The sequence below is a fragment of the Corynebacterium sp. HMSC076G08 genome, from assembly GCF_001811515.1.
GTDB classification, from domain to species: domain Bacteria; phylum Actinomycetota; class Actinomycetes; order Mycobacteriales; family Mycobacteriaceae; genus Corynebacterium; species Corynebacterium hiratae.
On the sequence record NZ_KV805008.1, the window covers coordinates 39810 to 63649 of the forward strand.

The window sequence follows — 23840 nt, forward strand, 5'->3', positions numbered from 1 at the left end:
CATGACTGCGAAAGCTTCAGAAGCGCTTAGACGCCGACCTCGTAACGGACGAAACCGGTAATGGTGGTGCCAACCTCGTCTGCGACCTGCTTAACGGTCTTCTTGGAGTCAGACAGTGCTGCCTGCTCCAGCAGGACCACGGACTTGTAGAAGCCGTTCAGGCGGCCTTCCACAATCTTCGGCAGGGCAGCCTCCGGCTTGCCCTCCTCACGGGTGGTGGCCTCAGCGATCTCGCGCTCCTTCTCAACGATCTCAGCCGGAACGTCCTCGCGGGTGAGGTACTCAGCGTTCATAGCTGCGATCTGGAGAGCGACTGCGTGAGCGCCTTCTGCGTTGCCCTCGTAGGACACCAGGACACCCACTGCCGGCGGCAGGTCAGCGGAACGCTGGTGCAGGTACACAGCTACGTTGTCACCCTCAATGGTGACGGCACGGCGGGCCTGCAGCTTCTCGCCGGTCTTTGCGGACTCTTCGTCGACGACCTCGGAAACCTTCTTGCCGTCAATCTCCAGGTTGTTGAGTTCCTCACCGGAGTTGACCTTGGCCTCACCAGCAGCCTCAGCGATCTTGGCAGCGAAGGACTTGAAAGCCTCGTTCTTGGCCACGAAGTCGGTCTCGCAGTTGATCTCCACCATCGTGTTGCCGGAGACAGCAATCAGACCCTCAGTTGCCTCACGCTCAGCGCGCTTGGACACGTTCTTTGCGCCCTTGATGCGCAGGTACTCAACGGCCTTGTCGTAGTCACCCTGGGACTCGTCGAGAGCCTTCTTGCAATCGAGCATGCCGGCGCCGGTGGCCTCACGCAATGCCTTTACGTCTGCAGCAGTGTAGTTCGCCATAGTTGGAGCGATCCTCCTTGGATTTAAACGGTATTCGTTGAAATAGCGTAGCTGAATCGCTACCACCACGTCGCGTTGAGGGGGTGTTAGCTTTCTCCCACTCCCCCAACGGAGGAAACCCTCTGCGTGGTGTTTCACCCCTGTGGTGTGTCACGCGCCTTCGCAAGCTTCGGAAAACACGTGAGAAAAAGCCCCCATCTCCGCGGACAGTAGGCGCCGCGCGGTACGGGGGCTTCAGGTATGCAGATTACTCTGCGGACTTCTCGGCGTCCTCGGACTTCTCAGCGGAAGCCGGGTCAGACGCAGCGGCAGCCTCAGCGGCGTCGCGGGCGTCCTTCTCAGCGGTGTCGCCGGCAGCCTCCTTGGCCTGTGCAAGCTGACGCTCCTCGCGAGCCTTCTTGCCCTCATCCACAGCGGTGGCGATGATGCCGGAGAGCAGCTTGGTGGCGCGGATAGCGTCGTCGTTGCCCGGAATCGGGAAGTCGACCTCATCCGGGTCGCAGTTGGTGTCCAGGATGGCAACAACCGGGATGTTAAGCTTCTGGGCTTCCTTGACCGCGATGTGCTCCTTGTTGGTGTCAACGATCCACAGTGCGGACGGAGCCTTGGTCATATCGGAGATACCGCCCAGGACGCGCTCCAGCTTGGTGCGCTCGCGGGTCAGCATCAGAACTTCCTTCTTGGTGCGGCCCTTGTAGCCGTCCTCAGCTGCATCCATAGCCTGCAGCTCCTTCATGCGCTTCAGGCGCTTGGAGACGGTCTGGAAGTTGGTGAGCATGCCACCGAGCCAGCGGTGGTTCACGTACGGCATACCAACGCGGGAAGCTTCTTCAGCAACGGCTTCCTGAGCCTGCTTCTTGGTACCAACGAAGAGGATGGTGCCGCCGTGTGCGACGGTCTCCTTCACGAACTCGAAGGCCTCATCGATGTAGGTCAGCGTCTGCTGCAGGTCGATGATGTAGATGCCGTTACGGTCGGTGAAGATGAAACGCTTCATCTTCGGGTTCCAGCGACGGGTCTGGTGACCGAAGTGGACACCAGCGTCGAGGAGCTCGCGCATGGTTACGACTGCCATGTTTCGCTCGCTTTCTATATGTTGTTTCGGTTTTGCAAAGATTGTGCGATGTTTTATCCCGCACCCTAGCAACGAAGGCCCTGGTTAACACCCCATTATCCTGGGGACCACGTCAACCACGGACTGTCTCTTCCTTAACCCAGGAAGCGACTACTTCGCCGCGCGTAGTCAGTCCATGTGGTAACCATTCGGTGCCGAGCACAGACTGCTGTGGGCTAGCTTAGTACTGCACACACGGTGATTCCAAACGACGCGACCGAATCACCTCCGCTGGATTGTTGACAGGCTTAACGAACTTTTCCCTAGCGCACCATGGGTTACTTCTGTAACGAGTTATCCACAGGTCGACCGCACGCTCTTCCCTCGAGCCGCGCTCACGCGCAGGCTTGAGGTCATGCGTCACCGTCTACTTTGTTTATCTGCCCTGCTATGCGTTTGGGCCGCGCTTGCCGACGTCCCCCTCGCCGCCGCCTTCGTCGACCCCACCACTGGGGAGCCGGTTGCTTCGCGTGTCTTGCGTGGCTTCGAACCTCCTGAGAAGCGGTGGATGGCCGGGCACCGCGGTGTCGATCTGGATCTGCCCGTCGGCGGTAAGGTGCGTGCCGCTGGCGACGGCGTTGTGTACTTCGCAGGCTCCATAGCGGGTAAGCCAGCCCTTTCGATTGCTCATGGCAACGGCCTACGCACCACTTATCAACCAGTGTTCGCGCGGGTTAAGAAAGGTGACCGAGTGCAGGAAGGAGACGTGATCGGCACGCTCGCGCCGTCCGTGGATGGCTATCCGGGACTCCATTGGGGCGCAATTAAAGGTCGCGAGGACTACATCAACCCGCTGGATCTCCTCGGCGAGCCCGTCATTCGACTCAAGCCCGCGGGTGGGAGCGAGCGTAGACGTCCTTAAGGCGCTGGGCAGAAACGTGCGTATAGACCTGCGTGGTCTGCAGAGAAGAATGGCCGAGCAACTCTTGCACGATGCGTAAATCGGCCCCGCCCTCGAGCAGATGCGTAGCCGCGGAGTGGCGTAGGCCGTGCGGGGTGAGCCCCGGCGCGCCCGTGACTTGTGCGGCGCGTTCGACGACGCGGCGGACCTGGCGCGCATCGATTCGGCGTCCGCGCGTGCCCACGAAGACCGCTTCCGTTTCACCGGCGAGCTCGGGGCGCCCCGTCTTCAGCCAGGCGCGCAGCGCGTCGTGGGCCGCGTCCCCGAAGGGAACGACGCGCTGCTTATTGCCCTTACCAGTCACGCGCGCGGTGCGGCGGGAAAGATCCACATCCCCGATGTCCAAGCTCACCAATTCGGCTACGCGCGCGCCGGTGGCATAGAGAAACTCGAGCATGGCGCTATCACGCAGGAAATGGATCTCATCGGCGGAAACGGCATTGCCCATCAGCTCCCCGGCGGCGGCGGGCGACATCACAGTGGGCAGATGCTTGCCCACCTTGGGCGTAGCCAGGCGCTGGGCGACATCAGTCTCGAGGTGCCCCTCACGCGCGGCCCACGTGGAAAAGGCGCGCACCGCTGCGGTACGCCGCGCCAGCGTGGAGCGAGATTTTCCCTCATCGACGGCACCCGCCAGCCATGCGCGAAGGGCGTTCAGAGTAAATGACGAGAAACTCGGGACGTCGGCAGCCAGCAGGCGCAGGTCTGAACAGTAGCCACGGACGGTCGCCTCGGAGCGACCGCGGACAATGCGCTGATAATCCGCAAAGTCCTCGATCGCTTCCTCCAGCTGGCCACCCACGCGCCGCTCACTGTTACCACATGCTCCACTCATGTCACATGAGTGTACTCAGGTGCGCTGCCACATCGCGCCCGAGCGCGTTATCACCCCCATCTTTTGCATCGCCACGAGCAGGTGGATGGTCAGCGCCACCCGCATTCCCGCAGCAGCCGCGATATCCTCCGCACTCGCTCCTTCCTCCGCGCTTTCCGGCGGAGTGGAGTCATACACTTTGAGCTCATTGCGGGACAAGCGTTGTACCGGGGTTGGCTGGAACTCAAGTTCATACTGACCCGCAGCGTCTACTTCCCCGACTTTGCCCACGAGTCCGCGTATTTCATCGACTGAGGCCACCAGTTGCGCTCGCCCATCCTGGATGCGTTGGTGGCACCCCAAGGACCCAGACGTCGTGACTGGGCCCGGTACCGCCATGGCAACCCGGCCCAGGGCCTCCGCCCAGTTCAGCGTGTTTAACGCACCAGAACGAAACCCGGCTTCCACCACCACGGTGCCGCTGGTCATCGCCGCCACGAGGCGGTTGCGGGACAAGAAGCGGAAGCGCTGTGGCCGTGTGCCCGGCGCGAACTCGGACACGATGCACCCATTCCCGGCGATCCTGTCAAAGAGACGCGCATTGCGCGCCGGGTAGGAAATGTCGATACCGCAGGCTGCTACCGCGACGGTCTGCCCACCTGCGTCGAGAGCTGCCTCGTGCACCGCTGTATCAACCCCCACTGCCCCACCGGACACCACGGTCCATTGGTGCGCTGCGAGGCCACCAGCCAGAAGTGAGCCCACCTCCCAGCCGTACCGGCTCACGGCGCGCGTGCCCACCAGGGCAACGGATTGGGCTACCGCTTCGCGCAGGTTCCCGCCGCGAACCCAGAGGCTGTGGGGCGGGACTGCTTGGTCATCAAACGTCGCCGGGGCATCGACGAGCCCCTGGTGGTAGAACCCAAAGGCACGGGCAAATTCCTCCCCGGGCCACTCCGCGTCATCGAGTGTGATGAGCCGGGCTCCGACCGCCTCTGCGGCGGCGAGGTCTTCGTCTTGTCGTAGCCAGTCCCGCCGCGATGCCGTAGCCTGCCGCAGGGGTCCGATCCAGTCCTCTCCCTTATAGATTCCTCGCGCTATCTCCTCAGCCGGGTATTGGGTCAGCAGACCGTGGAGGGTTGGTGAGGGTCCTTCCACCACGCGGTTGAGGTAGGCCCAGGTGTGACGGCTGGTCGACACGTTGAGTTCGCTCATGCGGCCAGCCTTTCGATCGTGTCAGCGCCACGGAGATCGAGTGCGCGGCTGACGTGGTCAAGCTCAGGACGGGCGGTTCCATCGAGGTCCGCCAACGTCCACGCCAAGCGCAGCACACGATCCACCCCACGCTGGCTGAGCTCCCCTTCAGCCAAGTAGGCAGCAAGCATAATCATGGCCGACTCCGCTGCTGGGCGATGACGTCGCAAGTAGGAGGCGGACACGGCGCCATTGACTACGCTTCCCAGCCCATCGGCCTCCCAGCGCGCCTTCATCCGTTCCCTGGCAGCGGACACACGTTGAGCAATGTCTGCGGAGGTTTCCTCCCCTTCTGGGTGCAGTACCGCGGATTGCCCAGACAAAGACACAATGATGTCGAGGCGGTCGCGCAATGGGCCCGAAAGGTTGGATAGGTAGTTCATCCTGTCTGCTGCCCGGCATTCGCAGCGTGACGGTTCCTCAGCGCCACAGCGGCACGGGTTCGCAGCCAACACCAGTTGAAAGCGGGCGGGAAAAATTACCTCGCGGCTAGCCCGAGTCAGGCGCACCTGTCCTTCTTCCAGCGGTGCGCGCAAGCTATCCAGTACTTGCGCCGGAACCTCGCTGACCTCGTCGAGAAAAAGCACTCCATGGTGCGCCAGACTCACCGCACCTGGCCGCGGGCGCCCCGATCCACCGCCAATCAGCGCGGCCCTCGTGACCGAAGCGTGCGGCGCGATGAAAGGGGCCCGGGAAATCGCGGTGCCAACGGCTCCCGCCACCGAGTGGATCGCGGTAGCCTCCACCGCTTCTTCCGTGGTCAAGCGCGGAAGGATGCCCGGCAAACGCGAAGCAATCATTGATTTGCCGGAACCAGGTGGCCCCACCATCATCACGTGATGGCCGCCAGCCGCGGCAACCTCTGCTGCCCACTTGGCTTCCCGCTGTCCGGCTACTTCGCTGAAGTCTGCAACTTGTTCGCGCGCGGGCGCCGCAGCGTGCGTGATCAGCTGCGCGTCCGGCAGGCAATCACTCCCGCATACCCAAGCGAAAGCATCCCAGAGGGTTTCGGCAACCAGCACTCGCATGCCGGGAACCAATGCTGCTTCCGCCGCATTACCAACCGGAATGATCAGCGTGTCATAGCCTTGCGAGCGCGCCGCCAGAATCGCCGGGATGATGCCGGAGACCGGGCGAACCTGCCCGTCCAGTCCCAACTCGCCGAGCACGAGCGCCCCGCTGAGCCGACTTTTCTCGCTCTGGCCTGCCGCTAAGATAGCCAGCGCCATGGGGAGATCGAAATGTGCGCCGGCCTTGGGCAACGATGCTGGTGACATGGACACCACGACCTTTGTTTTCGGCCACGGTAGGTGCGAGTTGCTCACCGCGGTCCGGATGCGATCCCGCGACTCCGAAATCGCGGCATCACCCAGTCCCACCACATGGACACCGGGCAGCCCGGGACCCACGTTGGCTTCCACGGTGACCACCCTGGCCAGCACGCCATCTAGCGCAATCGTGTCGCACCTACCGAGAGCCATGGTCAACTCCCTGGAAATACTCCACGTCGAAGGTTTCCCCCTTCTCAGCCCCTGTGGACACGAGCCCGAGTACATCAAAGCGAACCTTGCTTAAGGGCTGGGTAGTACTCCGCCTTGCGCTCAGCCACTGCGCGGCAGCCTTGCGAAGGCGCTTCAGCTTGCGCGGTGTTACCGCTTCAGCGACGCCAAAGTTGCGGGTTGCCCGGGTTTTAACTTCACAGAAGACGATGGTTCCATCAGGCTCGCGCACAACGAGGTCGAGCTCGCCCACACGGTAGTGGACGTTCGCGGCTATCACCTGAGCCCCGCGCGCTCGGTAAAAGTCAGCGGCGAACTTCTCCCCCGCTTTCCCCAGTGCATCCGCAGGGCGGATGGTCTGCCCCACGCTCGGTGAATGCACGGAAGTCGCTAGATTTTTTGTCATTATGGTGCTCCTTGGAATTGAACGTGTACACAACACGCCGCAAGCACGACACAAGACAATTCCTGTGCCGCACACCCCCTTACGGCACTTCCAGAACACCTCACTCGGTATCCCCCTGGCGAGAGCTTTGAGCCTCCCCCCACCAAATCTGTGGATAACTAGTCCGGGCTCACCACTTTATTGGCACCCGCACCCCGCACATGAGCTTTACTCTGGGAGGACAAAGTCCGGCTTGTCCAGCTCTTCAATGTTGACGTCCTTGTAAGTGATCACACGGACGTAGCGCACAAAGCGCGCCGAGCGGTACATATCCCATACCCATGCATCGGACATGCGGACCTCGTAATAGACGTCCGGTCCAGACGTATGCGGAATGAGCTCGACCGCATTGGCCAGGTAAAACCTGCGTTCGGTTTCCACCACATAGGAGAATTGGCTGACTACATCGCGGTATTCGCGGTACAGCGACAGCTCGACTTCAGCCTCGTAGTTATCGAGTTCCTCAGCGCTCACGGTGTGCTTCTCCTTCGCTCACAATCAACCGGGATCACGGTGTCACAGATTGAGCACCAGCTTAGTTCCCGCACCCCGCCTCAGGCTTCAGGCGCGCGCGAGGAATTGCGCATGAGCCCCAGCAACGTTGCGATAACTCATGCGGTGCTCCGGCGTCGCTCCCAACTGCACGATGGCCTCTTGGTGTGCGGCGGTGCCATACCCCTTATGCGATTCCAAGGCATAGCCCGGGTAGCGCTGCGCGAGCTCATCCATCAAGCGATCACGAGACACCTTGGCCACAACGCTTGCCGCAGCGATGCAGCGTGCGGCAGTATCGCCGCCGATGATCGGCAGTTGCGGGGTAGGCAGGCCGGGGACAAAGAGGGCGTCGCTCAGCACATAGCCCGGTCGGACCTTAAGCTGTGCCACCGCGCGGCGCATCCCCGACAGGTTGGCGTGCTGGATGCCAAAGGCATCGATGTCCTTTGCTCCCACGTGCACCACCGACCACGCCAGCGCGCGACGTTTGATCAGCGGCTCCAGCTTCTCCCTGGCCGCCGGCGTGAGCTTCTTCGAGTCATCGAGCCGCTCCAAACCGGGAATGATGCGATCGGGCAAAATGCACGCGGCAATCGTCACCGGCCCGCAGCAGGCCCCACGCCCGGCTTCATCCACCCCCGCGACAGGCCCCAGCCCCGCCTTGGAGAGCGCAACCTCATAGGTTCTCTTCTGTTTGAGACGGCGCATAGCGTTTACACCGGTTGAGCATCGATAGTCTGGGCGCGGCTGAACGGCATCACCACGGCGGCAACCTTCCCGCGAACGTTCTCCACAGGAACGGTGCCCTGCAGTTTGTCTCCGAGGTGCGCGCGCGAATCCAGCGAGTTTGTGCGATTGTCTCCCATGACCCACAGGTGACCCTCCGGGACCGTGACGGGACCAAAGTAGGCGCCACCGCAGGCCTGCGAGCCCACGCGTTCATCAACAGGTATCTCCGGCGGATTCAGAACGAAGTCCTGGTTGGTGGGCTTGCCATCCACCATCACGGCTGGATCCCCCTCCTGGCACGACACGGTCTGCCCACCGGTGGCGATGACCCGCTTGACCAAGATATTGTCGCCGTTCGGCACGAGCCCCACGGCGGCACCAAGGTTTTGTATGCCGCGCAGGAGCACGTTGCGGGAACGCTTCACCTCAAAAGACGTGTTCCACGAGTCTGGCCCGGAAAAGACCACGACCTCCCCAGGACGCGGGTCGTTGAAGTAATAGCTCACCTTCTGCACGGCGATGCGGTCATTCGTACATCCCGGGCAGCCATGCAGTGTGGGTTCCATGGAGGAGGACGGGATGAGGTACATCCTGCCCACGAAGGCCTGAATCAGCGCCAGCGCCACGAAGGTAACTGCCAGCGCCCACAGGACATCGCGAACTCTAGGACTGGATGTCCGGGTCATCGACTCCACCGATGCGGTTGAAGGGGAAGAAGATGAACATCACCTTGCCGCGAACGTTTTCCAGCGGGATAGTTCCTTGGTACTCATCCTGCATGTGATAACGCGAGTCCGCGGAGGCCGTGCGGTTATCTCCCATTACCCAGATATTTCCCTCAGGCACGGTCACGGGGCCAAAATACGCGCCGCCGCAGGCGTAGGAACCGGTGGTCTCATCAACGCGATAGGTTGGCGGATCCTGCACATAATCCTGCTCAATAGGCTTGCCATCCACCATGACTGCCGGATCCCCCTCCTGGCAGGACACCGTCTGGCCACCGGTGGCAATGACGCGCTTTACCAAGGTGTTCTCGTCGGGCGGGGTGAGCGACACGTAGCTCAGGGCATCCTGGATACGGTGGATCACCGGGTTATCGGAGCGTGGCGACACCCAATTGCTGTCCCAGTCCGGGGTCCCCTTAAAGACCACGACATCACCAGGCTCCGGGCTCTTGTCGCCGTAATAGGAAACCTTCTCGGTGAAGATACGGTCGTTGTTACACCCTTCGCAGCCGTGCAGTGTCGGCTCCATGGAGCCGGACGGGATGACATACTGCCGGCCCACGAAGTTCTGGAAAACTCCAACGACCGCGAGCACACAGACCACCACGATGACAGTCTCCAGCAACCAAGGCATCTGCTTCTTGTCCTCAGTTGGGGATGCCGCGCTTTCCGACGCCTCTCCCCCAGCGCCCTGGGAACCTTCAGTAAAGTCGTTTTCTTTTTCCACGGACTAAATCCTAGCAATGTGTCTTATCCTCACGGGCCTTGTGGGCCCCGCGCGGCGCGCGCTAGAAGGATGAAGCCAAAAAAGAAAGCCCTTCACCTTTCCTCGCGATGAGGATAAGGCGAAGGGCTGTGACGCGCTGTAAATTAGCGGCGCTCCTTGATGCGGGCCTTCTTGCCACGCAGGTCGCGCAGGTAGTACAGCTTGGCGCGGCGGACACGGCCGCGACGAACTACCTCGATGGAGGCAATGTTCGGGGAGTGAACCGGGAAGGTACGCTCAACGCCGATGCCGAAGGAAACCTTACGCACGGTGAAGGTCTCGCGGATGCCGTCGCCCTGACGGCGGATGCAGACACCCTTGAAGAGCTGGGTACGCTCGGTGCTGCCCTCGATGACCTTGACGTTGACGTCAAGGGTATCGCCCGGGCGGAAGGACGGGATATCGTCGCGCAGCGAAGCTGCATCAACCTTGTCAATGAGGTTTGCCATTGGTGTTTTCCTTTTCAGTTTAAGACAGAGGACCCTAGCGCCACCTCACGGTGGCTGACCGGTTCGTGCCTATTACACAGAACATCGCTATCTTTCCACACCCCACCCCCGCAGAACAAATTGCCCCAAACGCCTGACACCTGCCCACCGGGGGCTCTAAGGTGGGTGACGCACTGATACCCCACGGGTGCCCACGGGAAGTGGGCTGAGAGTGGCGCTGATACCGCGCCTGCACCGTTCGAACCTGTCTGGTTAGCACCAGCGAAGGAAGAGAGGAGCAGCCATGACGGCTACCCATAACCCCATCCAGTCCTCCGACTCCGGAGAGATCCACCCCAAGCACTCCTACTCCCCCATCCGGGAGAAGGGCCTCGAGGTGCCTGAGACGGAAATCCAGCTGGATGATTCCCCCACAGGGCCCAACGAACCCTTCCGCATCTACCGCACGCGCGGCCCGGAGTGTGAGCCTGAAGTAGGCCTGCCGGCCCTGCGCGCCGAATGGATTGCGGAGCGCGGAGACGTTGAAGAGTATGAGGGCCGCGCACGCAACCTTGCTGACGATGGCCGCTCGGCCGAGCGCCGCGGTGCGGCTTCCTTGGAGTGGAAGGGGGAGCGTCGCCAGCCGCTGCGTGCGAAGGAAGGCAAGCGCGTTACCCAGATGCACTACGCACGCCAGGGGATCATCACCAAGGAGATGGAGTTCGTGGCCCTGCGCGAGCACTGCGACCCAGAGTTCGTGCGTTCCGAGATCGCTCGTGGCCGCGCCATTCTGCCCAATAACGTGAACCACCCGGAATCAGAGCCGATGATCATCGGACGGAAGTTCCTCACCAAAATCAACGCCAACATCGGCAACTCCGCGGTGACCTCCTCCATTGAGGAGGAAGTATCCAAACTGCGCTGGGCCACCCGCTGGGGCGCGGATACCGTGATGGACCTCTCCACCGGTGATGACATCCACACCACGCGCGAGTGGATCCTGCGCAACTCACCGGTCCCCATCGGCACCGTGCCCATCTACCAGGCGCTGGAGAAGGTTAATGGCGTCGCAGAGGACCTGACGTGGGAGATTTTCCGCGATACCGTCATCGAACAGTGCGAGCAGGGCGTGGATTACATGACCGTGCACGCCGGCGTGCTGCTGCCCTATGTGCCGTTGACCACGAACCGTGTTACCGGCATTGTGTCCCGCGGCGGCTCCATCATGGCGGGCTGGTGCCTGGCGCACCATAAGGAGTCCTTCCTCTATGAAAACTTCGACGAACTCTGTGAGATTTTTGCGCGCTACGACGTCGCATTCTCGCTCGGCGATGGCCTGCGCCCCGGCTCCCTAGCGGATGCCAACGACACCGCCCAGTTCGCCGAGCTCAAGACCATCGGTGAGCTCACCCGGCGCGCCTGGGAGTATGACGTCCAGGTCATGGTGGAAGGCCCGGGCCACGTCCCGCTCAACATGATTCAGGAAAATAACGAGCTCGAGCAGGACTGGGCTTCGGACGCTCCCTTCTACACGCTGGGCCCGCTGGTTACGGATATCGCCCCGGGCTATGACCACATCACCTCCGCCATTGGCGCGGCGCACATCGCCATGGGTGGTACGGCCATGCTGTGCTACGTCACCCCGAAGGAGCACTTGGGGCTGCCCAACCGCGATGACGTCAAGACCGGCGTCATCACCTATAAGCTTGCCGCCCATGCCGCCGACGTGGCCAAGGGCCACCCAGGTGCGCGCGCCTGGGATGACGCGATGAGCAAGGCTCGCTTTGAGTTCCGCTGGCACGACCAGTTCGCGCTCTCCCTCGACCCAGACACCGCGCAGGCTTATCACGATGAGACTCTGCCCGCCGAACCGGCCAAGACCGCACACTTCTGTTCCATGTGCGGCCCGAAGTTCTGCTCTATGCGCATCAGCCAGGACATCCGAGATACCTTCTCCGATTCCCTTGGTATGCCAAGTTTCCCGGGTAAGGACGCCATCGATCCCGAGGTTGTGGCCGCTGCCCGTGCCGGTGAGAAGCAGATGTCGGAAGAGTTTAAGGCTCAGGGATCTCAGCTCTATCAGGAGGAAGAAACCACGCATGCCTGATCTTCGCTGCTACTTCGTCACAGGTGCAGGCACGTCTGCGGAGATCGTGCGCATCGCTGCCGCAGCGGCCCGGGGCGGTGCCGGGGTGGTACAGGTGCGCTCCAAGCCGATTTCCGCCCGCGACCTCTACCATCTGGGTCGAGAGGTAGCCCGCGCGGTGGCACAGGCCAACCCAGAAACGCGCGTGCTTATCGACGACCGCGTGGACGTCGCCGCCGCCCTACGCCACGCCGGCGAGCCGGTGCACGGCGTGCATGTTGGCCAGGACGATCTGCCCGTGGCCGCCGCCCGCGCGTTGTTGGGGCCGGATGCGATTATCGGTCTGACCACCGGCACCCGCGAGTTGGTCGAGGCTGCCAATGACGTCGCAGATGTCATTGACTACATCGGCTGCGGCCCGTTCCGCGCGACCCCAACGAAGGACTCCGGCCGCTCGCCGCTGGGACTTCACGCCTACCCGGAGTTGGTGAAGCTCTCCCGCGTACCGCTCGTGGCTATCGGTGATGTCACTGCTGACGATGCCGCCGATCTGGCGGCAACCGGCGTGGCCGGCCTAGCCGTCGTGCGCGGCATCATGCACGCCGAGGACCCGGAAGCCTACTGCCGCGAGCTGCTTGCCGGTTTTGATGAAGGTGCGCGATGACTACTAGCTCTGAATCCTCAGTCATCGTCGTCGGCGCGGGCGTCATCGGTCTGGCCACCGCCGTGGAACTGGCCGCGCGGGGCTTTAAGGTCACGGTGCTGGATCCGGCGCCAGCCTCCGGAGCTACCCACTTCGCCGGCGGCATGCTCGCCCCTGCCGCCGAGGTGGTCTACCAGCAGGATCCTCTCTTCCCGCTGATGCGTGCCTCCGGCGCGTGGTACCCAGAGCTTATCGATCTGGTTGCCGCCCACACGGAGGTCCCCACTGGCTACCGCGCCGAGGGCACCCTTGTCATCGCCGCCGACCGCGCGGATGCTCAGCACCTCACCGAGCTGGCGGATTATCAGTCCCTCCACGGCATGGAGGTCGAGCGCATCACCGTGCGCGAAGCCCGGCGCGCCGAACCGTTGCTGTCACCACGCTTGGCCGGGGCCGTCAGCATCCCGGGTGACACGCAGGTCTTCCCCCGCCAGTGGACAGCTGCCCTCATCAGCGCTGCCCAAGCACTCGGTGTGCGTTTCTTCCGTACGGCAGCGCAGTCTATTGACGCCGCCACTGGCGTCGTGAGCACTCCCGCAGGCCAATTCCACGCCGACGATGTGGTGCTCGCAGCAGGCCTGGGAGCACGCGACATCGACTGGGCAGCCTCGGCTGGGCTCCATCGCTCCCCGCTCCACCTGCGCCCAGTATACGGAGATATCCTGCGACTGCGCGTACCGGACGAGCTCCAGCCGCTGCTCACCCGCGTGGTCCGCGGTTTCGTGGAGGACCGCCCCATCTACCTCATCCCCCGCGGCGATGGCACCCTCGCGGTCGGCGCTACAACCCGCGAGGACACGCTTGCCACGGCCCAGGCCGGCGGTGTCTACGCGCTGCTTCGCGACGCCATCCGCATCCTCCCCGCCATCGAAGAATGCGAATTCCTCGAGGCCAGCGCGGGTGCCCGCCCTGGCACTCCGGATGACTTGCCGTATCTCGGCCGCGTCAGCGACAAGCTCGTCATCTCCACCGGCTATTTCCGCCACGGCATTCTGCTGACGGCTCTGGCCGCGCGCTGTACCCGCGAGCTCATCGAAGGCACCGAACCCAGCATCGATCTCACCGCATGTGATCCCCTACGACACCTCAAGGAGCAACAATGATTCTGATCTTTAACGGTCAGCCCTATGACACGGCAGCAGACACCGTCGCCCAACTGCTGGAAGAAAAAGGCATCGACGCCGACGGCACCGCCGTGGCACTGTCCGAGCAGGTCGTTCCACGCTCGCAGTGGGAGTCCACCCCACTCACCGAAGGCGCGACCGTGGAAGTCCTCACCGCTGTTCAGGGAGGCTAGAAACTACATGCTCACCATCGCCGATACCACCTTTTCTTCCCACCTCATCATGGGCACCGGTGGGGCCACGAGCCATGAGGCCTTGGAGCGCGCGCTCGTCGCCTCCGGAACCGAGCTGACCACCGTGGCCATGCGCCGCCACGCTGGTACCCGTGACGGTGAGAGCATCTTCGACCTGTTGCGCCGGCTGGGCATCGCTCCGTTGCCCAACACCGCCGGCTGCCGCACCGCGCGCGAGGCCGTGCTCACCGCCCGCATGGCCCGCGAGGCGCTGGGGACATCCTGGGTCAAGGTAGAAGTCATCGCCGACGAGCACACGCTCCTGCCCGATGTCGTGGAGACCCTCGACGCCACCGAACTGCTCAGCGCCGAAGGTTTCACCGTGCTGGCCTACACCAGCGACGATCCCGTGGCCGCCCAGCGCCTCGAGGATGCGGGCGCTGCGGCCGTCATGCCGCTGGGCGCCCCCATCGGCACCGGGCTGGGCATCCTCAACCCGCACAACCTCGAGCTCATCTGCTCACGTGCCTCGGTGCCCGTGCTTGTCGACGCCGGCATCGGCACCGCCTCCGATGCCACCCTCGCCATGGAGCTCGGCTGCTCCGGCGTGCTGCTCGCCAGCGCAGTCAACCGCTGCCAAGATCCGGAAGCCATGGCCACCGCCATGCGCCACGCCGTCGAAGCGGGACGACTCGCGCGCAGCGCCGGTCGTATCCCGCAGCGCGAACATGCCCAGGCATCCTCCACCTTCGAGGGCCTAGCCTCCTGGGCCGACCAAGTTCTCTAGGCCCGTGACGCAGTTGACTGGATCCATGCTCAGCAAAGATGAACTCGCCCGCACCTCGCGCCAGCGCCTTCTACCAGGCTTCGGTGACGCGGCGCAGGAGCGGCTCCACGCGGCGCACCTGCTCGTCGTGGGCGCCGGCGGGCTGGGCTGCCCGGCTCTCCAGCAGCTCGCGGCGGCAGGCATCGGGCGCATCACGCTCATCGATTCCGATACCGTCGATATCAGCAACCTGCACAGGCAGGTGCTGTTTGGTGCGGGGGACGTCGGCAAGCCCAAGGCCGAGGTAGCCGCCGCGCGCGCCCGCGAGCTTGCCCCCGAGCTGCAAATCACCGCGCTCAACGCGCGGCTGACTTCCTCTACTGTTCTTGACCTCTGCGCCGAGGCCGACCTCGTCCTCGATGGCTCAGATACCTTCGACACGAAGTACCTCGTCGCAGACGCCTGCGAGCTCACCTCTACCCCGCTGGCTTGGGGAACCGTGCTGCGCTACGGCGGGCAGGCCGCGCTGTGGCATTCCGGTAAGGACTGCGCTGACGGGCGCGGGGTGGGCTTGCGTGATCTCTTCCCCGCCCCGCCGGAGGGCGAGGCGCTCGAGTGCTCCACGGCTGGGGTCCTGGGTGCTACGACGTCCGTCATCGCGGGGCTCATGGCCACCGCGACGCTGGGCTGGTTGGGGAAGCTTCCGCACCATGAGGAGCTGCGTGGCCGTGTTACGTCCTATGAGGCGCTGCCCGGTAGTTTCCGCACGCTCACAGTCGGCCCGGATCCTGCGCGCCCGCTGGTCAGCACCTTGCCCGGAGAGCGCAGCTTTCCGCCTGAGCTTCGCGACGGCCACGCCGCCCTCCTCGATATCTCCGAGAACACCGGCTTTCCTGATGCCACGGTGTCACTGCCCTGGCATACCGTCACCGATGATGATGCCGTGCGCCGTGCGCTCGCTTCGTGCTCTTCCGAACTGGTCTACGTTGCCTGCCCCTCCGGTGGGCGCAGCGCTGGCTTCGTCCTACGCTACGCCGATCTGGCAGCGGATATGGGCATCGAGCTGCGTAACCTTCCGGGTGGGCTCGCGTCTCGCGATTACTAGGCGTCGACCACCGCCGGAGCGCGGAAGAGGTGCTCGTCCACAATTCGGGCGGTGCCATGGTGGCGAGCCCGGAAGACCACGCAGGAAGCCACCAGTGCGAGGGCAGTCACAATAAACAACACTGCAATACCGGCCCAGAAAGTTCCGTCGTGGATGCCGTCGGTGGCGCGAGTAAAGGCATTCTTCGCATAGGACATCGGGTGGAAAGGATGCAGCATGCTCAACGGGCGCGGAATCGCCGCCACCGGCCATACACCGCCGAAGACCATGATGCCCAGAGCGAACGCACCTACGGCGAAGATGGCGCCGATCTTGCGTCCAAAGGTGACCAGGAAGAACTGGTAGGTCGCCGCCCCCACGGCGGCGATGGCGGCGATAACTAGCAGCATCATCGGCCAGCTCGCCGGTGACCATCCCATCATGGAGGACATGAAGGCCATGAAGGCTAGGACGAGGAAATTCAAGCCCGCCACGACTCCAAAGGCTGCGAGGATACCGCGCACCGGGCTCGTGGCCGACTCGCCCCGGCGCCCCAGGTAGTACGGCAGTGTCATGGCAACCAGCAGCATGACGAGGAATCCGAAGACGAGCACGAAGAGCATCGATACGCCACCGGTGATGTTCTTCTGGGTTGGATCGACCGGGTCGACCACCGTCTGCACTGGGTGAAGGTTGGAGGAGGTGAAGTTGATGGGCACGGCCATGTTCTGCGCAGACGTATCCGGCTGGGTAATGGAGGGGGCCTTGGCGGCGCCGTCGGCAAGCTTGGTGGCCAATTCGTTCGAGCCCGCCTTGAGCTGGTCCATGCCATCCTTCAACTCCGTGCCACCGGCGGCGAGCTGGCTCGTGCCATCCTTCAACGTGCCGGTGCCCTCGTGCAAGCGGGAAGCACCGTCCTTCAGCTGGGCGGCACCGTCGCTCAGTTCGCCAACACCCGCACGCAGCTGCTGGGAACCATCGGACAAGCGGTGCGCACCGTCATTAAGAGCCATCATGCCGCCCAGGTACTCCGAATTGGGATCAGCCAGGTTGTAGTAGAGCTGGCCGGTGCCGGCAGAAAGCTTCTCCAACTGCGCCACCATGTTGCCGCTGGCGGCCGGGTCCAGCTTGGAGACCAGTGAATAAAGCTGCTCAGCTTGTTGGTGCATGCCGAGGCCGCGGAGGACGTCGACAAGCTGCAGGAGTGCCGGGGCCACAGCCTGCGCCTGCTTGAGCACCGGGATGAGCATGCCCGTGAGCTGGTTAACACCGCCGTCGATCTGACCCGCGCCATCCGCTAGGCGGCCGGTGCCGGCAAGGAGTTTGTCGGAGCCGTCGGCAAGCTGGGCGGCGCCATCATCGAGCTGCGCGGCGCCATCGCTGAGGCGTCCTACTCCGTCATTCAAGCGGTTCGTGCCGTCCAGCAGCTGGCCCGTACCGTTGTTGAGATCGCCCGCGCCGGCGTCCAGCTTGGCGATTCCCTCGACCGCGCGCCCGCCGCCTTCCTGCAATTTGCCCGCACCCTCATCGAGACGGCCGGCGCCCTCCGCCGCGGTGCCTAGGCCGTCGCTGAGTTTGTTGAGACCTTCGATGACCTGGTCGGCGTATTTCTTGGAAATCGCATTTTCCACGCTGGTCTGGACCTGCGGGATGAGGCTGGAGGAAATCACCGAGCCATTCGTGCCGTAATAATCATTGGTGGCGAAATGAATCTCCGGTTTGACTGGTTTATCGCTGATGATGGTGACGGCCTGCTCGGAAAAGTTCTCCGGGATGGTCACCACCATGAGGTACTTGCCCTTGAGCAACCCCTCGTCCCCATCGTCTTTGCTGACCTCGGCGAAGTTCAGGTACCCCGTCTCCAACAGGCCTTCGACGACCTGATCACCGTAATTGGTGTATTTGCCCTGCTTCTCGACGCCCGCATCCTCATTCACCACCGCCAGGTCAATGTTGCGCATGTACTTTGACGGGTCCCACATGGCCCACATCATGGTGCCGGCGACGATCAGCGGTGCAACGAGAAGAAAAACGATGAGCACGCGCGACACGGTACTCGTGGGGCGCCAATCCAGGACGCGGTGCCAGCCCATGGCTTCGCTGTCGCGGGTCGCAGCACTCCCCTCATTCGCCCGACCAGGCGAAGAACCATTCTTCCGGTCTTCTTCAGTCTCACGGCTCATTCCCGCCTCCTTATAGTGATAGCTCAGGTCCGCTCTTAACCTTCTGCCCAGGACTTTCAGCGGCAGAACAAAGATGAGCGGGACGCTAGTTCATTTGTTTCACCAAACATACCACTTGATATGTTGGCCCTGTGAACTTATAGCCATTCGTGTCATTGCGCCCAGTCCAGTTATTCTCGCGTGGATTACGAGCTCGGGGCTGCGTTTGGCCGTGTGGGTGCTGGCCATTCCCGCGTGAGATCCAAGTTATGAGGCACATGAACAGGGCGTTTTCTCCTCCGGTTGCGAGGCATTAAGGCCTGTTTTAGTCTCTGTGCCCATGGGGGATATCGAAACCTACATCCGCCTTCGCAATTCGGGGATTGCGTTGGTGGAAGCAGCAACCAGCACACCCGAAGGCTTACGTGCGCTCGGCGCCTCGGCCGGTGATGCCGCGGAGCTGGCGTCGCTTCATGCCATTTATTTCGGCGATACCCGCTTCACCGGAAAGCAGCGCGCAGCGCGTCAGGCGGCCCAACGCCAGGGCCACGACCTGGCCACGTTGAACCTGATTGAGTCCTACACCGCCAAGTTGAAGAAACAGCTCGATGTCTGGAATTTGCGCGTCGCGCTGGCATCCACGCCTTCAGAACGGGTTGCTTCAGTGGCGGTGGAGCGCTTGAAGGAGCTCAGGCCCAAACGCGTGCCTTCACCAGGGGTGCGGCTGACCTACCGCAAGAATGGCCCGCACTCGCTCACGGTTACCGATACCGCTCTGAACATATCCACCATTCGCAGCACACTCGAGTCCATCAACCCCGCCGACCTCCTGGACGCCACCCACCAGGTTTTCTTCAAAGAAGGCGTGGGCTCGCGGCCGGCGGTGGGAACCAACGTCGTGATAACGCTCGACGAGCTCGACAAAGTCGTCCGCCATGACGGCGACGACATCGAACTCGAGCTCACCAACGGCGGGCGCATGAGTGGCGCAGAGTTTCTCACCTACAAGTTCGCCGAAACTGGCTACGCCACATTGGTCCACCCCACCATCGGGCCGGTGTGGTTGCACCGACTTTCGCGCTTTGCCAGCCTCGAGCAGCGCATCATGGCCAGCGCCGAACACCCCACCTGCGCTATCGAGGACTGCAATAAACCGGCGGACTACTGCCAAGTCCACCACATCATTCCCTGGCAGGCAGGCGGGGAGACCAACCCGCCCAACCTGACCATGCTGTGCGCCTACCACAACGGCATCAACGACGATGACCCCACCAGCCCGACCGGCCGAGGCTATGTCTTTCGGTTGAGAGGACCCGTTGACTATATCCCGCCCTGGGGAACACCGATTACCGGGCAGCCTGCCTACCAAGAAGCCATAAACCGGCAGGTCACGAGCCCGACGCGCACTCCTCCAGGCCAACCACCCGATCCGCCGGACACACACCCATCGCCACCCAGCACTGCGCCGCCCGAATAATCTTTACGGCGGACTCAGCCCTGGGCCACGCGGAAACCTCAACGTTTAGAAGGTCTTCCGCGCCTTCGGCGATCGCTCCATCCCACGGGCTTGTCCAATGCACCGTCCGTACAGAACAGCCCGCCGAAAAACTCACGAACCCCCAACCGTTTGAACAGTCAGGGGTTTGTGGCGCGTGACTAGGTGAGTTTTAAAAGCCGGCTTTCTTGAGGGCATCGGCCATCGAGCCACCGCCGCCGCGGTCCGCGCGGCCACGCCCACCGTTGCGCCGGCCGGAACGGCCGCCTCGCCCCTCGGAACGGCCGCCGCCGTTGCGGCGCTTGGGGGCGGGCTGGCCGGGTTCGTCATCCAGCCGCAGCGACAAACCAATGCGCTGGCGCTCCACGTCGACCTCCATGACCTTGACCTTCACCACCTGGCCAGAACGGACCACATCATGCGGGTCAGAGACGAACTTGTGGCTCATCGCAGAGACGTGCACAAGGCCGTCTTGGTGCACTCCGACGTCGACGAACGCACCGAAGGCCGCAACGTTGGTCACGGTGCCCTCCAGAATCATGCCCGGTTTCAAGTCCGAGACCTTATCCACGCCCTCCTTGAACGTCGCGGTCTTAAACTCCGGGCGCGGGTCGCGGCCCGGCTTGTCCAGCTCCGCGATGATATCCGTCACCGTCGGCACACCGAAGGTGTCGTCGGCGAAGTCCGCCGGCGACAGCTTCGTCAACACCCGCGAATTGCCGATGAGCTCCGAGACCCCCAGACCAGTCTTCTCCGCGATGCGCGCCACCACCGGGTAGGCCTCCGGGTGCACGGCCGAGGCATCGAGCGGATCCTTACCGCCATTGATGCGCAGGAAGCCCGCCGCCTGCTCGAAAGCCTTCGGCCCCAAGCGCGGCACCTTCTTCAGCTCCTTGCGCGAGGCAAACGTGCCATTCTCATCGCGGTAGGCCACGATGTTGGCCGCAATCGTGGAGTTCACACCAGCCACGCGCTCCAGCAGCGGGGCCGACGCCGTGTTCAGGTCCACGCCGACGCCATTCACCGCGTCTTCCACCACGCCATCGAGCGTGCGCGCGAGTGCGACCTGGTTGACGTCATGTTGGTACTGCCCCACGCCAATGGCCTTCGGGTCAATCTTCACCAGCTCCGCCAGCGGGTCCTGCAGGCGGCGCGCGATGGACACCGCGCCGCGCAGTGAGACATCCATGTCGGGGAACTCATCGGCCGCCAGCTGCGAAGCCGAATACACCGACGCGCCCGCCTCCGACACCACGACCGGGCTCGGCCGCTTCCCACCCGCCTGCGCGATGAGGTCCGCGACTTCACCGGCAAGCTTCTCCGTCTCCCGCGACGCGGTGCCATTACCAATTGCCATGAGGTCCACCGAATGAGCCGCGCTTAACGACGCCAACTCTCTCACCGCCTCAGCCCACTTCTGCTGCGGCTGGTGCGGGTAGACGATGGTGGTGGCAAGGACCTTGCCCGTCGGGTCGACGACCGCACACTTGACGCCGTTGCGGTAGCCCGGGTCCAAGCCCAGCGTCGCGCGCTGGCCCGCCGGGGCCGCCAGCAGAACATCGCGCAGGTTGGTCGCGAAAACCTTGAGCGCGCCTTCCTCCGCCTTCTCTTTCAGGCGCATGCGCACGTCGAGGCCCGAGGAGATGGAGAGTTTGGTGCGCCAGCCCCAGTGGACGGCGTCGGCAAGCCAGCGGGAGGTGTCAACGTCTAGGTCGAAGCGATCTGCGATCATGCCCTCGTAGATGGCGTCATCGCCGGCATCGAGGTTGAGCTGCAGCACGCCCTCGTTCTCACCGCGCAGCAGCGCCAAGATGCGGTGCGAGGGAAGCTTGTCGAAAGGCTCAGAGAACTCGAAGTAGTCCTTGAACTTCGCGCCCTCGGTTTCCTTACCCTCGACCACGCCGGCGTTCATGGAACCGCTGGTGTACATGCGCTCGCGCACTTCGCCGACGAGGTCCGCATCCAGCGCAAAACGGTCCACCAAGATAGCGCGAGCGCCCTCGAGGGCTTTCTTCGCTTCCTCGAAGCCTTCAGTGAGGTACTCCCCTGCCAGCTCGGCCGGATCCGCCGAAGGGTTCTCAATGAGTTTGTCGGTCAGCGGCTCCAGGCCGGCCTCACGCGCGATATCCGCCTTGGTCTTGCGGCGCTTCTTATACGGCAGGTACAGATCCTCCAGGCGCGCCTTGGTTTCGCAGCCTTGGATGAGGGCACGCAGCTCGTCGGTCAGCTTGCCCTGCTCCTCAATCGCGGCGAGCACCGTTTCCTTGCGCTCCTCCAGTTCCCGCAGGTAGGTCGAGCGCTCCTCGATGATACGCAGCTGCGAGTCATCCAGCCCGCCGGTGGCTTCCTTGCGGTAACGGGCGATGAACGGAACGGTGTTACCTTCCGCCATGAGCTTGAGGGCGGCTTCGACAAACTGCTCTTTGACGCCCAGCTCTCCAGCGATGGTGGCTGCGATATTCACAAAACCTCTTTATGGGTCGGGGACTAAAAGACCTTCCTACCCTATACCCCGCCCTGCCACGCGCAGGAAGTACCCAGGCCAAACTCGGTGTGGCCGATCTCGGAGGTCCCGTACCACAATGTGTGCGGCGGCAAACAGTCCGCGACGGCCGCGGTGACCTTGGTCAGCGGCAGGTCAGAGGTACCGTTGACGATGACGCGCCACACGTGTTCGCTCACCGGCGGCTGGCCGTGCTTATCCATGTACTCGTTGACCAGAATGTTGTCGGGTTCGCAGGTAAATGACACGACCTCGGCGTTGATGTCCTGCGGTTCGACTCCGCCTTCACGCAAACGCTGCGGCATACCTTCGAGGACCTTGTTCCATTCAGCCTCAGTCATAAGTATTGACAAGTCAGTGCTGACGTCCATCTCAATCCTCCTTTAAGGTTTCCAGGTAGGCGCGATCGGCGTCACTTAGCTCCGCTGCATCCAGCAGCTCTGGGCGGCGCTGCCACGTCCGCGCCAGCGACTGCTCGCGGCGCCACCGGTCCACACGGGCGTGGTCACCGGAGGTCAGCACGTCCGGCACCGCCAGGCCACGCCACTCGCGCGGCTTGGTGTAGCTGGGCCCCTCCAGCAGGCCATCGGAGAAGGAATCTTCTTCGTGCGAGCGCCGGTTCCCCAGCACACCAGGGATGAGGCGCACGACGGCTTCGGCGATGACCAGCACGGCCACCTCACCTCCGATGAGCACGTAGTCGCCGATGGAGACCTCGCGTACGCGGTAACGGTGCTGCGCATCGTCGACGACGCGCTGGTCGATGCCCTCGTAGCGCCCGCACGCAAAGACAATGTGCTCCTCCGCAGACCACGTTTGCGCATCAGCCTGAGTAAAAGGCTCTCCCGCGGGAGTCGGCACGATGAGCAGCGGCTTATCCGACCCCTCGCTTTCGCTATAGGAGCGCGCCTCGACGCCATGGATATCGTCGTGGCGCGGCTTGCTCAGGTGCGGCAGAGCGCTCTGCAGGTCCTGAGTGGAGGCGGTGCCGGAGGAGACGTCGTCAAGCGCGGGCCCCCACACCTCTGGCTTCATCACCATGCCGGGCCCGCCGCCATAGGGGGAATCATCGACGGATTTATGCACGTCGGTGGCCCACTGGCGCAGGTCATGCACGCCCACCGCGAGCTTCCCCTGCTCGATGGCCTTGCCCAGCAATGCGTGGCGCAGCGGGTCGAGGTACTCCGGAAAGATGGTGACAACGTCGATTCTCATAGGTCGAGCAGCCCCTCCGGTGGGGTAATCGTGCAGGTTCCTTCCTCCAGATCGACCTCCGGCACGATCTCCTCCACGAAGGGGACGAGCGCTTCTTTGCCATCGGTGAGCGTGACCTCCAGGAGGGACTGCGTGGGGCCGTGGGTCACGCCGGTCACCTCGCCCACCTCTATGCCATCGAGGAGGACGCGCAGCCCTTCTAACTCGTGGTCATAGAAGCCGTCATCTTCCGGATCATCCAGGGGCTCGGCAAAGAACTGGGTGCCACGCAGCGAGTCCGCGGCCGTGCGGTCCGGGATTTCCTTAAAGGTGATGAGCAGGCGCCCCTTGTGGGCACGCACCGCTGCGATGGTGAGTTCGTGCTCCTTTTTGCCTTGTGTGCCGTGGAGAACCTCGCCGACGGCGAATCGGGTCTCCGGGGAATCGGTGGTCACCTCGACGGAGACCTCGCCTTTAATGCCGTGGGATTTCACCACGCGACCAATGAGTAGTTCCATGCCTGCTAGCTTAACGGGCTACG

General features: G+C 63.2%; 24 protein-coding genes and 1 riboswitch. Of the genes, 8 read left to right on the top strand and 16 right to left on the bottom strand.

Going from position 1 to position 23840, the window contains the following annotated elements; all coding sequences use genetic code 11:
* Positions 1-26: 26 nt before the first annotated feature.
* Both tsf and rpsB read right to left on the bottom strand, forming a co-directional pair.
* A complete protein-coding gene (tsf, locus tag HMPREF2806_RS00795) occupies positions 27-839 on the bottom strand; it encodes a translation elongation factor Ts (RefSeq protein ID WP_070515657.1) in 813 nt (270 codons plus the stop codon).
* Positions 840-1086: 247 nt separating this feature from the next.
* Positions 1087-1914: a 30S ribosomal protein S2 gene (rpsB, locus tag HMPREF2806_RS00800; RefSeq protein WP_010190382.1), complete on the bottom strand. Its 828-nt coding sequence runs from the start codon at positions 1912-1914 to the stop codon at positions 1087-1089.
* A 394-nt stretch (positions 1915-2308) separates the two neighbouring features.
* On the opposite strand from rpsB, the gene HMPREF2806_RS00805 reads away from it, so the two are divergent.
* Positions 2309-2815: a M23 family metallopeptidase gene (locus tag HMPREF2806_RS00805; protein WP_070515659.1), complete on the top strand. Its 507-nt coding sequence runs from the start codon at positions 2309-2311 to the stop codon at positions 2813-2815.
* On the opposite strand, the gene HMPREF2806_RS00810 is transcribed toward HMPREF2806_RS00805, so the two are convergent.
* From HMPREF2806_RS00810 to rplS, 9 genes are all read right to left on the bottom strand, one after another.
* Positions 2778-3689: a tyrosine recombinase XerC gene (locus HMPREF2806_RS00810; protein WP_049155390.1), complete on the bottom strand. Its 912-nt coding sequence runs from the start codon at positions 3687-3689 to the stop codon at positions 2778-2780. The genes HMPREF2806_RS00805 and HMPREF2806_RS00810 overlap by 38 nt on opposite strands.
* Before the next feature lie 15 nt (positions 3690-3704).
* Complete coding sequence (gene dprA, locus HMPREF2806_RS00815; protein WP_049155388.1) at positions 3705-4883, bottom strand: DNA-processing protein DprA; 1179 nt, start codon at positions 4881-4883, stop codon at positions 3705-3707.
* On the bottom strand, positions 4880-6403 hold the full coding sequence (locus HMPREF2806_RS00820; RefSeq protein ID WP_049155386.1) for a YifB family Mg chelatase-like AAA ATPase: 1524 nt from the start codon (positions 6401-6403) through the stop codon (positions 4880-4882). Before HMPREF2806_RS00820 ends, dprA begins: the two co-directional genes overlap by 4 nt.
* Positions 6390-6827 carry a YraN family protein gene (locus tag HMPREF2806_RS00825; RefSeq protein ID WP_049155384.1) on the bottom strand — a complete coding sequence of 146 codons (438 nt, stop codon included), beginning with the start codon at positions 6825-6827 and terminating at the stop codon, positions 6390-6392. Before HMPREF2806_RS00825 ends, HMPREF2806_RS00820 begins: the two co-directional genes overlap by 14 nt.
* 207 nt (positions 6828-7034) lie before the next feature.
* Positions 7035-7340: a DUF2469 domain-containing protein gene (locus tag HMPREF2806_RS00830; protein WP_005528899.1), complete on the bottom strand. Its 306-nt coding sequence runs from the start codon at positions 7338-7340 to the stop codon at positions 7035-7037.
* Between the two features lie 87 nt (positions 7341-7427).
* A complete protein-coding gene (locus HMPREF2806_RS00835; protein WP_046648047.1) occupies positions 7428-8069 on the bottom strand; it encodes a ribonuclease HII in 642 nt (213 codons plus the stop codon).
* 5 nt (positions 8070-8074) lie between these two features.
* Positions 8075-8776, bottom strand: a complete 702-nt coding sequence (gene lepB / locus HMPREF2806_RS00840) for a signal peptidase I (protein ID WP_070515661.1) — start codon at positions 8774-8776, stop codon at positions 8075-8077.
* Entirely contained in the window at positions 8754-9449 is a 696-nt protein-coding gene (gene lepB, locus HMPREF2806_RS00845; protein WP_158396197.1) for a signal peptidase I, read from the bottom strand. Before lepB (HMPREF2806_RS00845) ends, lepB (HMPREF2806_RS00840) begins: the two co-directional genes overlap by 23 nt.
* A gap of 236 nt (positions 9450-9685) precedes the next feature.
* On the bottom strand, positions 9686-10030 hold the full coding sequence (gene rplS, locus HMPREF2806_RS00850) for a 50S ribosomal protein L19 (protein WP_046648044.1): 345 nt from the start codon (positions 10028-10030) through the stop codon (positions 9686-9688).
* 173 nt (positions 10031-10203) lie between these two features.
* Positions 10204-10318, top strand: a riboswitch (TPP riboswitch).
* Between rplS and thiC the strand changes: the two genes are divergently transcribed.
* The 6 genes from thiC (at position 10314) to HMPREF2806_RS00880 (ending at position 15966) form a co-directional block, all read left to right on the top strand.
* Positions 10314-12116: a phosphomethylpyrimidine synthase ThiC gene (thiC, locus tag HMPREF2806_RS00855; RefSeq protein WP_070515662.1), complete on the top strand. Its 1803-nt coding sequence runs from the start codon at positions 10314-10316 to the stop codon at positions 12114-12116. Its footprint overlaps the riboswitch before it by 5 nt.
* Positions 12109-12759 (top strand): thiamine phosphate synthase, encoded by a 651-nt coding sequence (locus tag HMPREF2806_RS00860; protein WP_049155381.1) that lies wholly within the window; start codon positions 12109-12111, stop codon positions 12757-12759. The genes thiC and HMPREF2806_RS00860 overlap by 8 nt, the downstream gene beginning before the upstream one ends.
* Positions 12756-13901 carry a glycine oxidase ThiO gene (gene thiO / locus HMPREF2806_RS00865; protein WP_049155378.1) on the top strand — a complete coding sequence of 382 codons (1146 nt, stop codon included), beginning with the start codon at positions 12756-12758 and terminating at the stop codon, positions 13899-13901. The genes HMPREF2806_RS00860 and thiO overlap by 4 nt, the downstream gene beginning before the upstream one ends.
* The gene (gene thiS / locus HMPREF2806_RS00870) at positions 13898-14095 is read left to right on the top strand and encodes a sulfur carrier protein ThiS (RefSeq protein ID WP_046648041.1); all 198 of its coding nucleotides are present in this window, start codon (positions 13898-13900) and stop codon (positions 14093-14095) included. The genes thiO and thiS overlap by 4 nt, the downstream gene beginning before the upstream one ends.
* Before the next feature lie 7 nt (positions 14096-14102).
* Entirely contained in the window at positions 14103-14882 is a 780-nt protein-coding gene (locus HMPREF2806_RS00875; protein ID WP_046648040.1) for a thiazole synthase, read from the top strand.
* Positions 14883-14907: 25 nt separating this feature from the next.
* Positions 14908-15966 (top strand): ThiF family adenylyltransferase, encoded by a 1059-nt coding sequence (locus HMPREF2806_RS00880; protein ID WP_046648039.1) that lies wholly within the window; start codon positions 14908-14910, stop codon positions 15964-15966.
* On the opposite strand, the gene HMPREF2806_RS00885 is transcribed toward HMPREF2806_RS00880, so the two are convergent.
* Positions 15963-18128 (bottom strand): YhgE/Pip domain-containing protein, encoded by a 2166-nt coding sequence (locus tag HMPREF2806_RS00885; RefSeq protein ID WP_070515664.1) that lies wholly within the window; start codon positions 18126-18128, stop codon positions 15963-15965. The genes HMPREF2806_RS00880 and HMPREF2806_RS00885 overlap by 4 nt on opposite strands.
* A gap of 319 nt (positions 18129-18447) precedes the next feature.
* Between HMPREF2806_RS00885 and HMPREF2806_RS00890 the strand changes: the two genes are divergently transcribed.
* Positions 18448-19584 (top strand): HNH endonuclease signature motif containing protein, encoded by a 1137-nt coding sequence (locus tag HMPREF2806_RS00890; protein WP_070515666.1) that lies wholly within the window; start codon positions 18448-18450, stop codon positions 19582-19584.
* Positions 19585-19774: 190 nt separating this feature from the next.
* Here HMPREF2806_RS00890 and HMPREF2806_RS00895 read toward each other — a convergent pair whose 3' ends face one another.
* Genes HMPREF2806_RS00895 through rimM form a run of 4 tightly spaced genes read right to left on the bottom strand, consistent with a single transcriptional unit; the run spans position 19775 to position 23817 of the window.
* The gene (locus tag HMPREF2806_RS00895; RefSeq protein ID WP_070515668.1) at positions 19775-22066 is read right to left on the bottom strand and encodes a Tex family protein; all 2292 of its coding nucleotides are present in this window, start codon (positions 22064-22066) and stop codon (positions 19775-19777) included.
* Between the two features lie 41 nt (positions 22067-22107).
* A complete protein-coding gene (locus tag HMPREF2806_RS00900) occupies positions 22108-22476 on the bottom strand; it encodes a hypothetical protein (RefSeq protein WP_070515670.1) in 369 nt (122 codons plus the stop codon).
* A 1-nt stretch (position 22477) separates the two neighbouring features.
* Positions 22478-23320: a tRNA (guanosine(37)-N1)-methyltransferase TrmD gene (gene trmD, locus HMPREF2806_RS00905; protein ID WP_070515672.1), complete on the bottom strand. Its 843-nt coding sequence runs from the start codon at positions 23318-23320 to the stop codon at positions 22478-22480.
* Positions 23317-23817, bottom strand: coding sequence for a ribosome maturation factor RimM (gene rimM, locus HMPREF2806_RS00910; RefSeq protein WP_070515674.1), 501 nt, complete (start codon positions 23815-23817; stop codon positions 23317-23319). The genes trmD and rimM overlap by 4 nt, the downstream gene beginning before the upstream one ends.
* Positions 23818-23840 lie beyond the last annotated feature (23 nt).

What these genes read in the sequence shown, in the direction of transcription:
- tsf (WP_070515657.1), bottom strand. Translation starts at nt 839, where the DNA reads ATGGCGAACTACACTGCTGCAGACGTAAAGGCATTGCGTGAGGCCACC.
- rpsB (WP_010190382.1), bottom strand. Translation starts at nt 1,914, where the DNA reads ATGGCAGTCGTAACCATGCGCGAGCTCCTCGACGCTGGTGTCCACTTC.
- HMPREF2806_RS00805 (WP_070515659.1), top strand. Translation starts at nt 2,309, where the DNA reads ATGCGTCACCGTCTACTTTGTTTATCTGCCCTGCTATGCGTTTGGGCC.
- HMPREF2806_RS00810 (WP_049155390.1), bottom strand. Translation starts at nt 3,689, where the DNA reads ATGAGTGGAGCATGTGGTAACAGTGAGCGGCGCGTGGGTGGCCAGCTG.
- dprA (WP_049155388.1), bottom strand. Translation starts at nt 4,883, where the DNA reads ATGAGCGAACTCAACGTGTCGACCAGCCGTCACACCTGGGCCTACCTC.
- HMPREF2806_RS00820 (WP_049155386.1), bottom strand. Translation starts at nt 6,403, where the DNA reads ATGGCTCTCGGTAGGTGCGACACGATTGCGCTAGATGGCGTGCTGGCC.
- HMPREF2806_RS00825 (WP_049155384.1), bottom strand. Translation starts at nt 6,827, where the DNA reads ATGACAAAAAATCTAGCGACTTCCGTGCATTCACCGAGCGTGGGGCAG.
- HMPREF2806_RS00835 (WP_046648047.1), bottom strand. Translation starts at nt 8,069, where the DNA reads ATGCGCCGTCTCAAACAGAAGAGAACCTATGAGGTTGCGCTCTCCAAG.
- lepB (WP_070515661.1), bottom strand. Translation starts at nt 8,776, where the DNA reads ATGACCCGGACATCCAGTCCTAGAGTTCGCGATGTCCTGTGGGCGCTG.
- lepB (WP_158396197.1), bottom strand. Translation starts at nt 9,449, where the DNA reads ATGCCTTGGTTGCTGGAGACTGTCATCGTGGTGGTCTGTGTGCTCGCG.
- rplS (WP_046648044.1), bottom strand. Translation starts at nt 10,030, where the DNA reads ATGGCAAACCTCATTGACAAGGTTGATGCAGCTTCGCTGCGCGACGAT.
- thiC (WP_070515662.1), top strand. Translation starts at nt 10,314, where the DNA reads ATGACGGCTACCCATAACCCCATCCAGTCCTCCGACTCCGGAGAGATC.
- HMPREF2806_RS00860 (WP_049155381.1), top strand. Translation starts at nt 12,109, where the DNA reads ATGCCTGATCTTCGCTGCTACTTCGTCACAGGTGCAGGCACGTCTGCG.
- thiO (WP_049155378.1), top strand. Translation starts at nt 12,756, where the DNA reads ATGACTACTAGCTCTGAATCCTCAGTCATCGTCGTCGGCGCGGGCGTC.
- thiS (WP_046648041.1), top strand. Translation starts at nt 13,898, where the DNA reads ATGATTCTGATCTTTAACGGTCAGCCCTATGACACGGCAGCAGACACC.
- HMPREF2806_RS00875 (WP_046648040.1), top strand. Translation starts at nt 14,103, where the DNA reads ATGCTCACCATCGCCGATACCACCTTTTCTTCCCACCTCATCATGGGC.
- HMPREF2806_RS00880 (WP_046648039.1), top strand. Translation starts at nt 14,908, where the DNA reads ATGCTCAGCAAAGATGAACTCGCCCGCACCTCGCGCCAGCGCCTTCTA.
- HMPREF2806_RS00885 (WP_070515664.1), bottom strand. Translation starts at nt 18,128, where the DNA reads ATGAGCCGTGAGACTGAAGAAGACCGGAAGAATGGTTCTTCGCCTGGT.
- HMPREF2806_RS00890 (WP_070515666.1), top strand. Translation starts at nt 18,448, where the DNA reads ATGGGGGATATCGAAACCTACATCCGCCTTCGCAATTCGGGGATTGCG.
- HMPREF2806_RS00900 (WP_070515670.1), bottom strand. Translation starts at nt 22,476, where the DNA reads ATGGACGTCAGCACTGACTTGTCAATACTTATGACTGAGGCTGAATGG.
- trmD (WP_070515672.1), bottom strand. Translation starts at nt 23,320, where the DNA reads ATGAGAATCGACGTTGTCACCATCTTTCCGGAGTACCTCGACCCGCTG.
- rimM (WP_070515674.1), bottom strand. Translation starts at nt 23,817, where the DNA reads ATGGAACTACTCATTGGTCGCGTGGTGAAATCCCACGGCATTAAAGGC.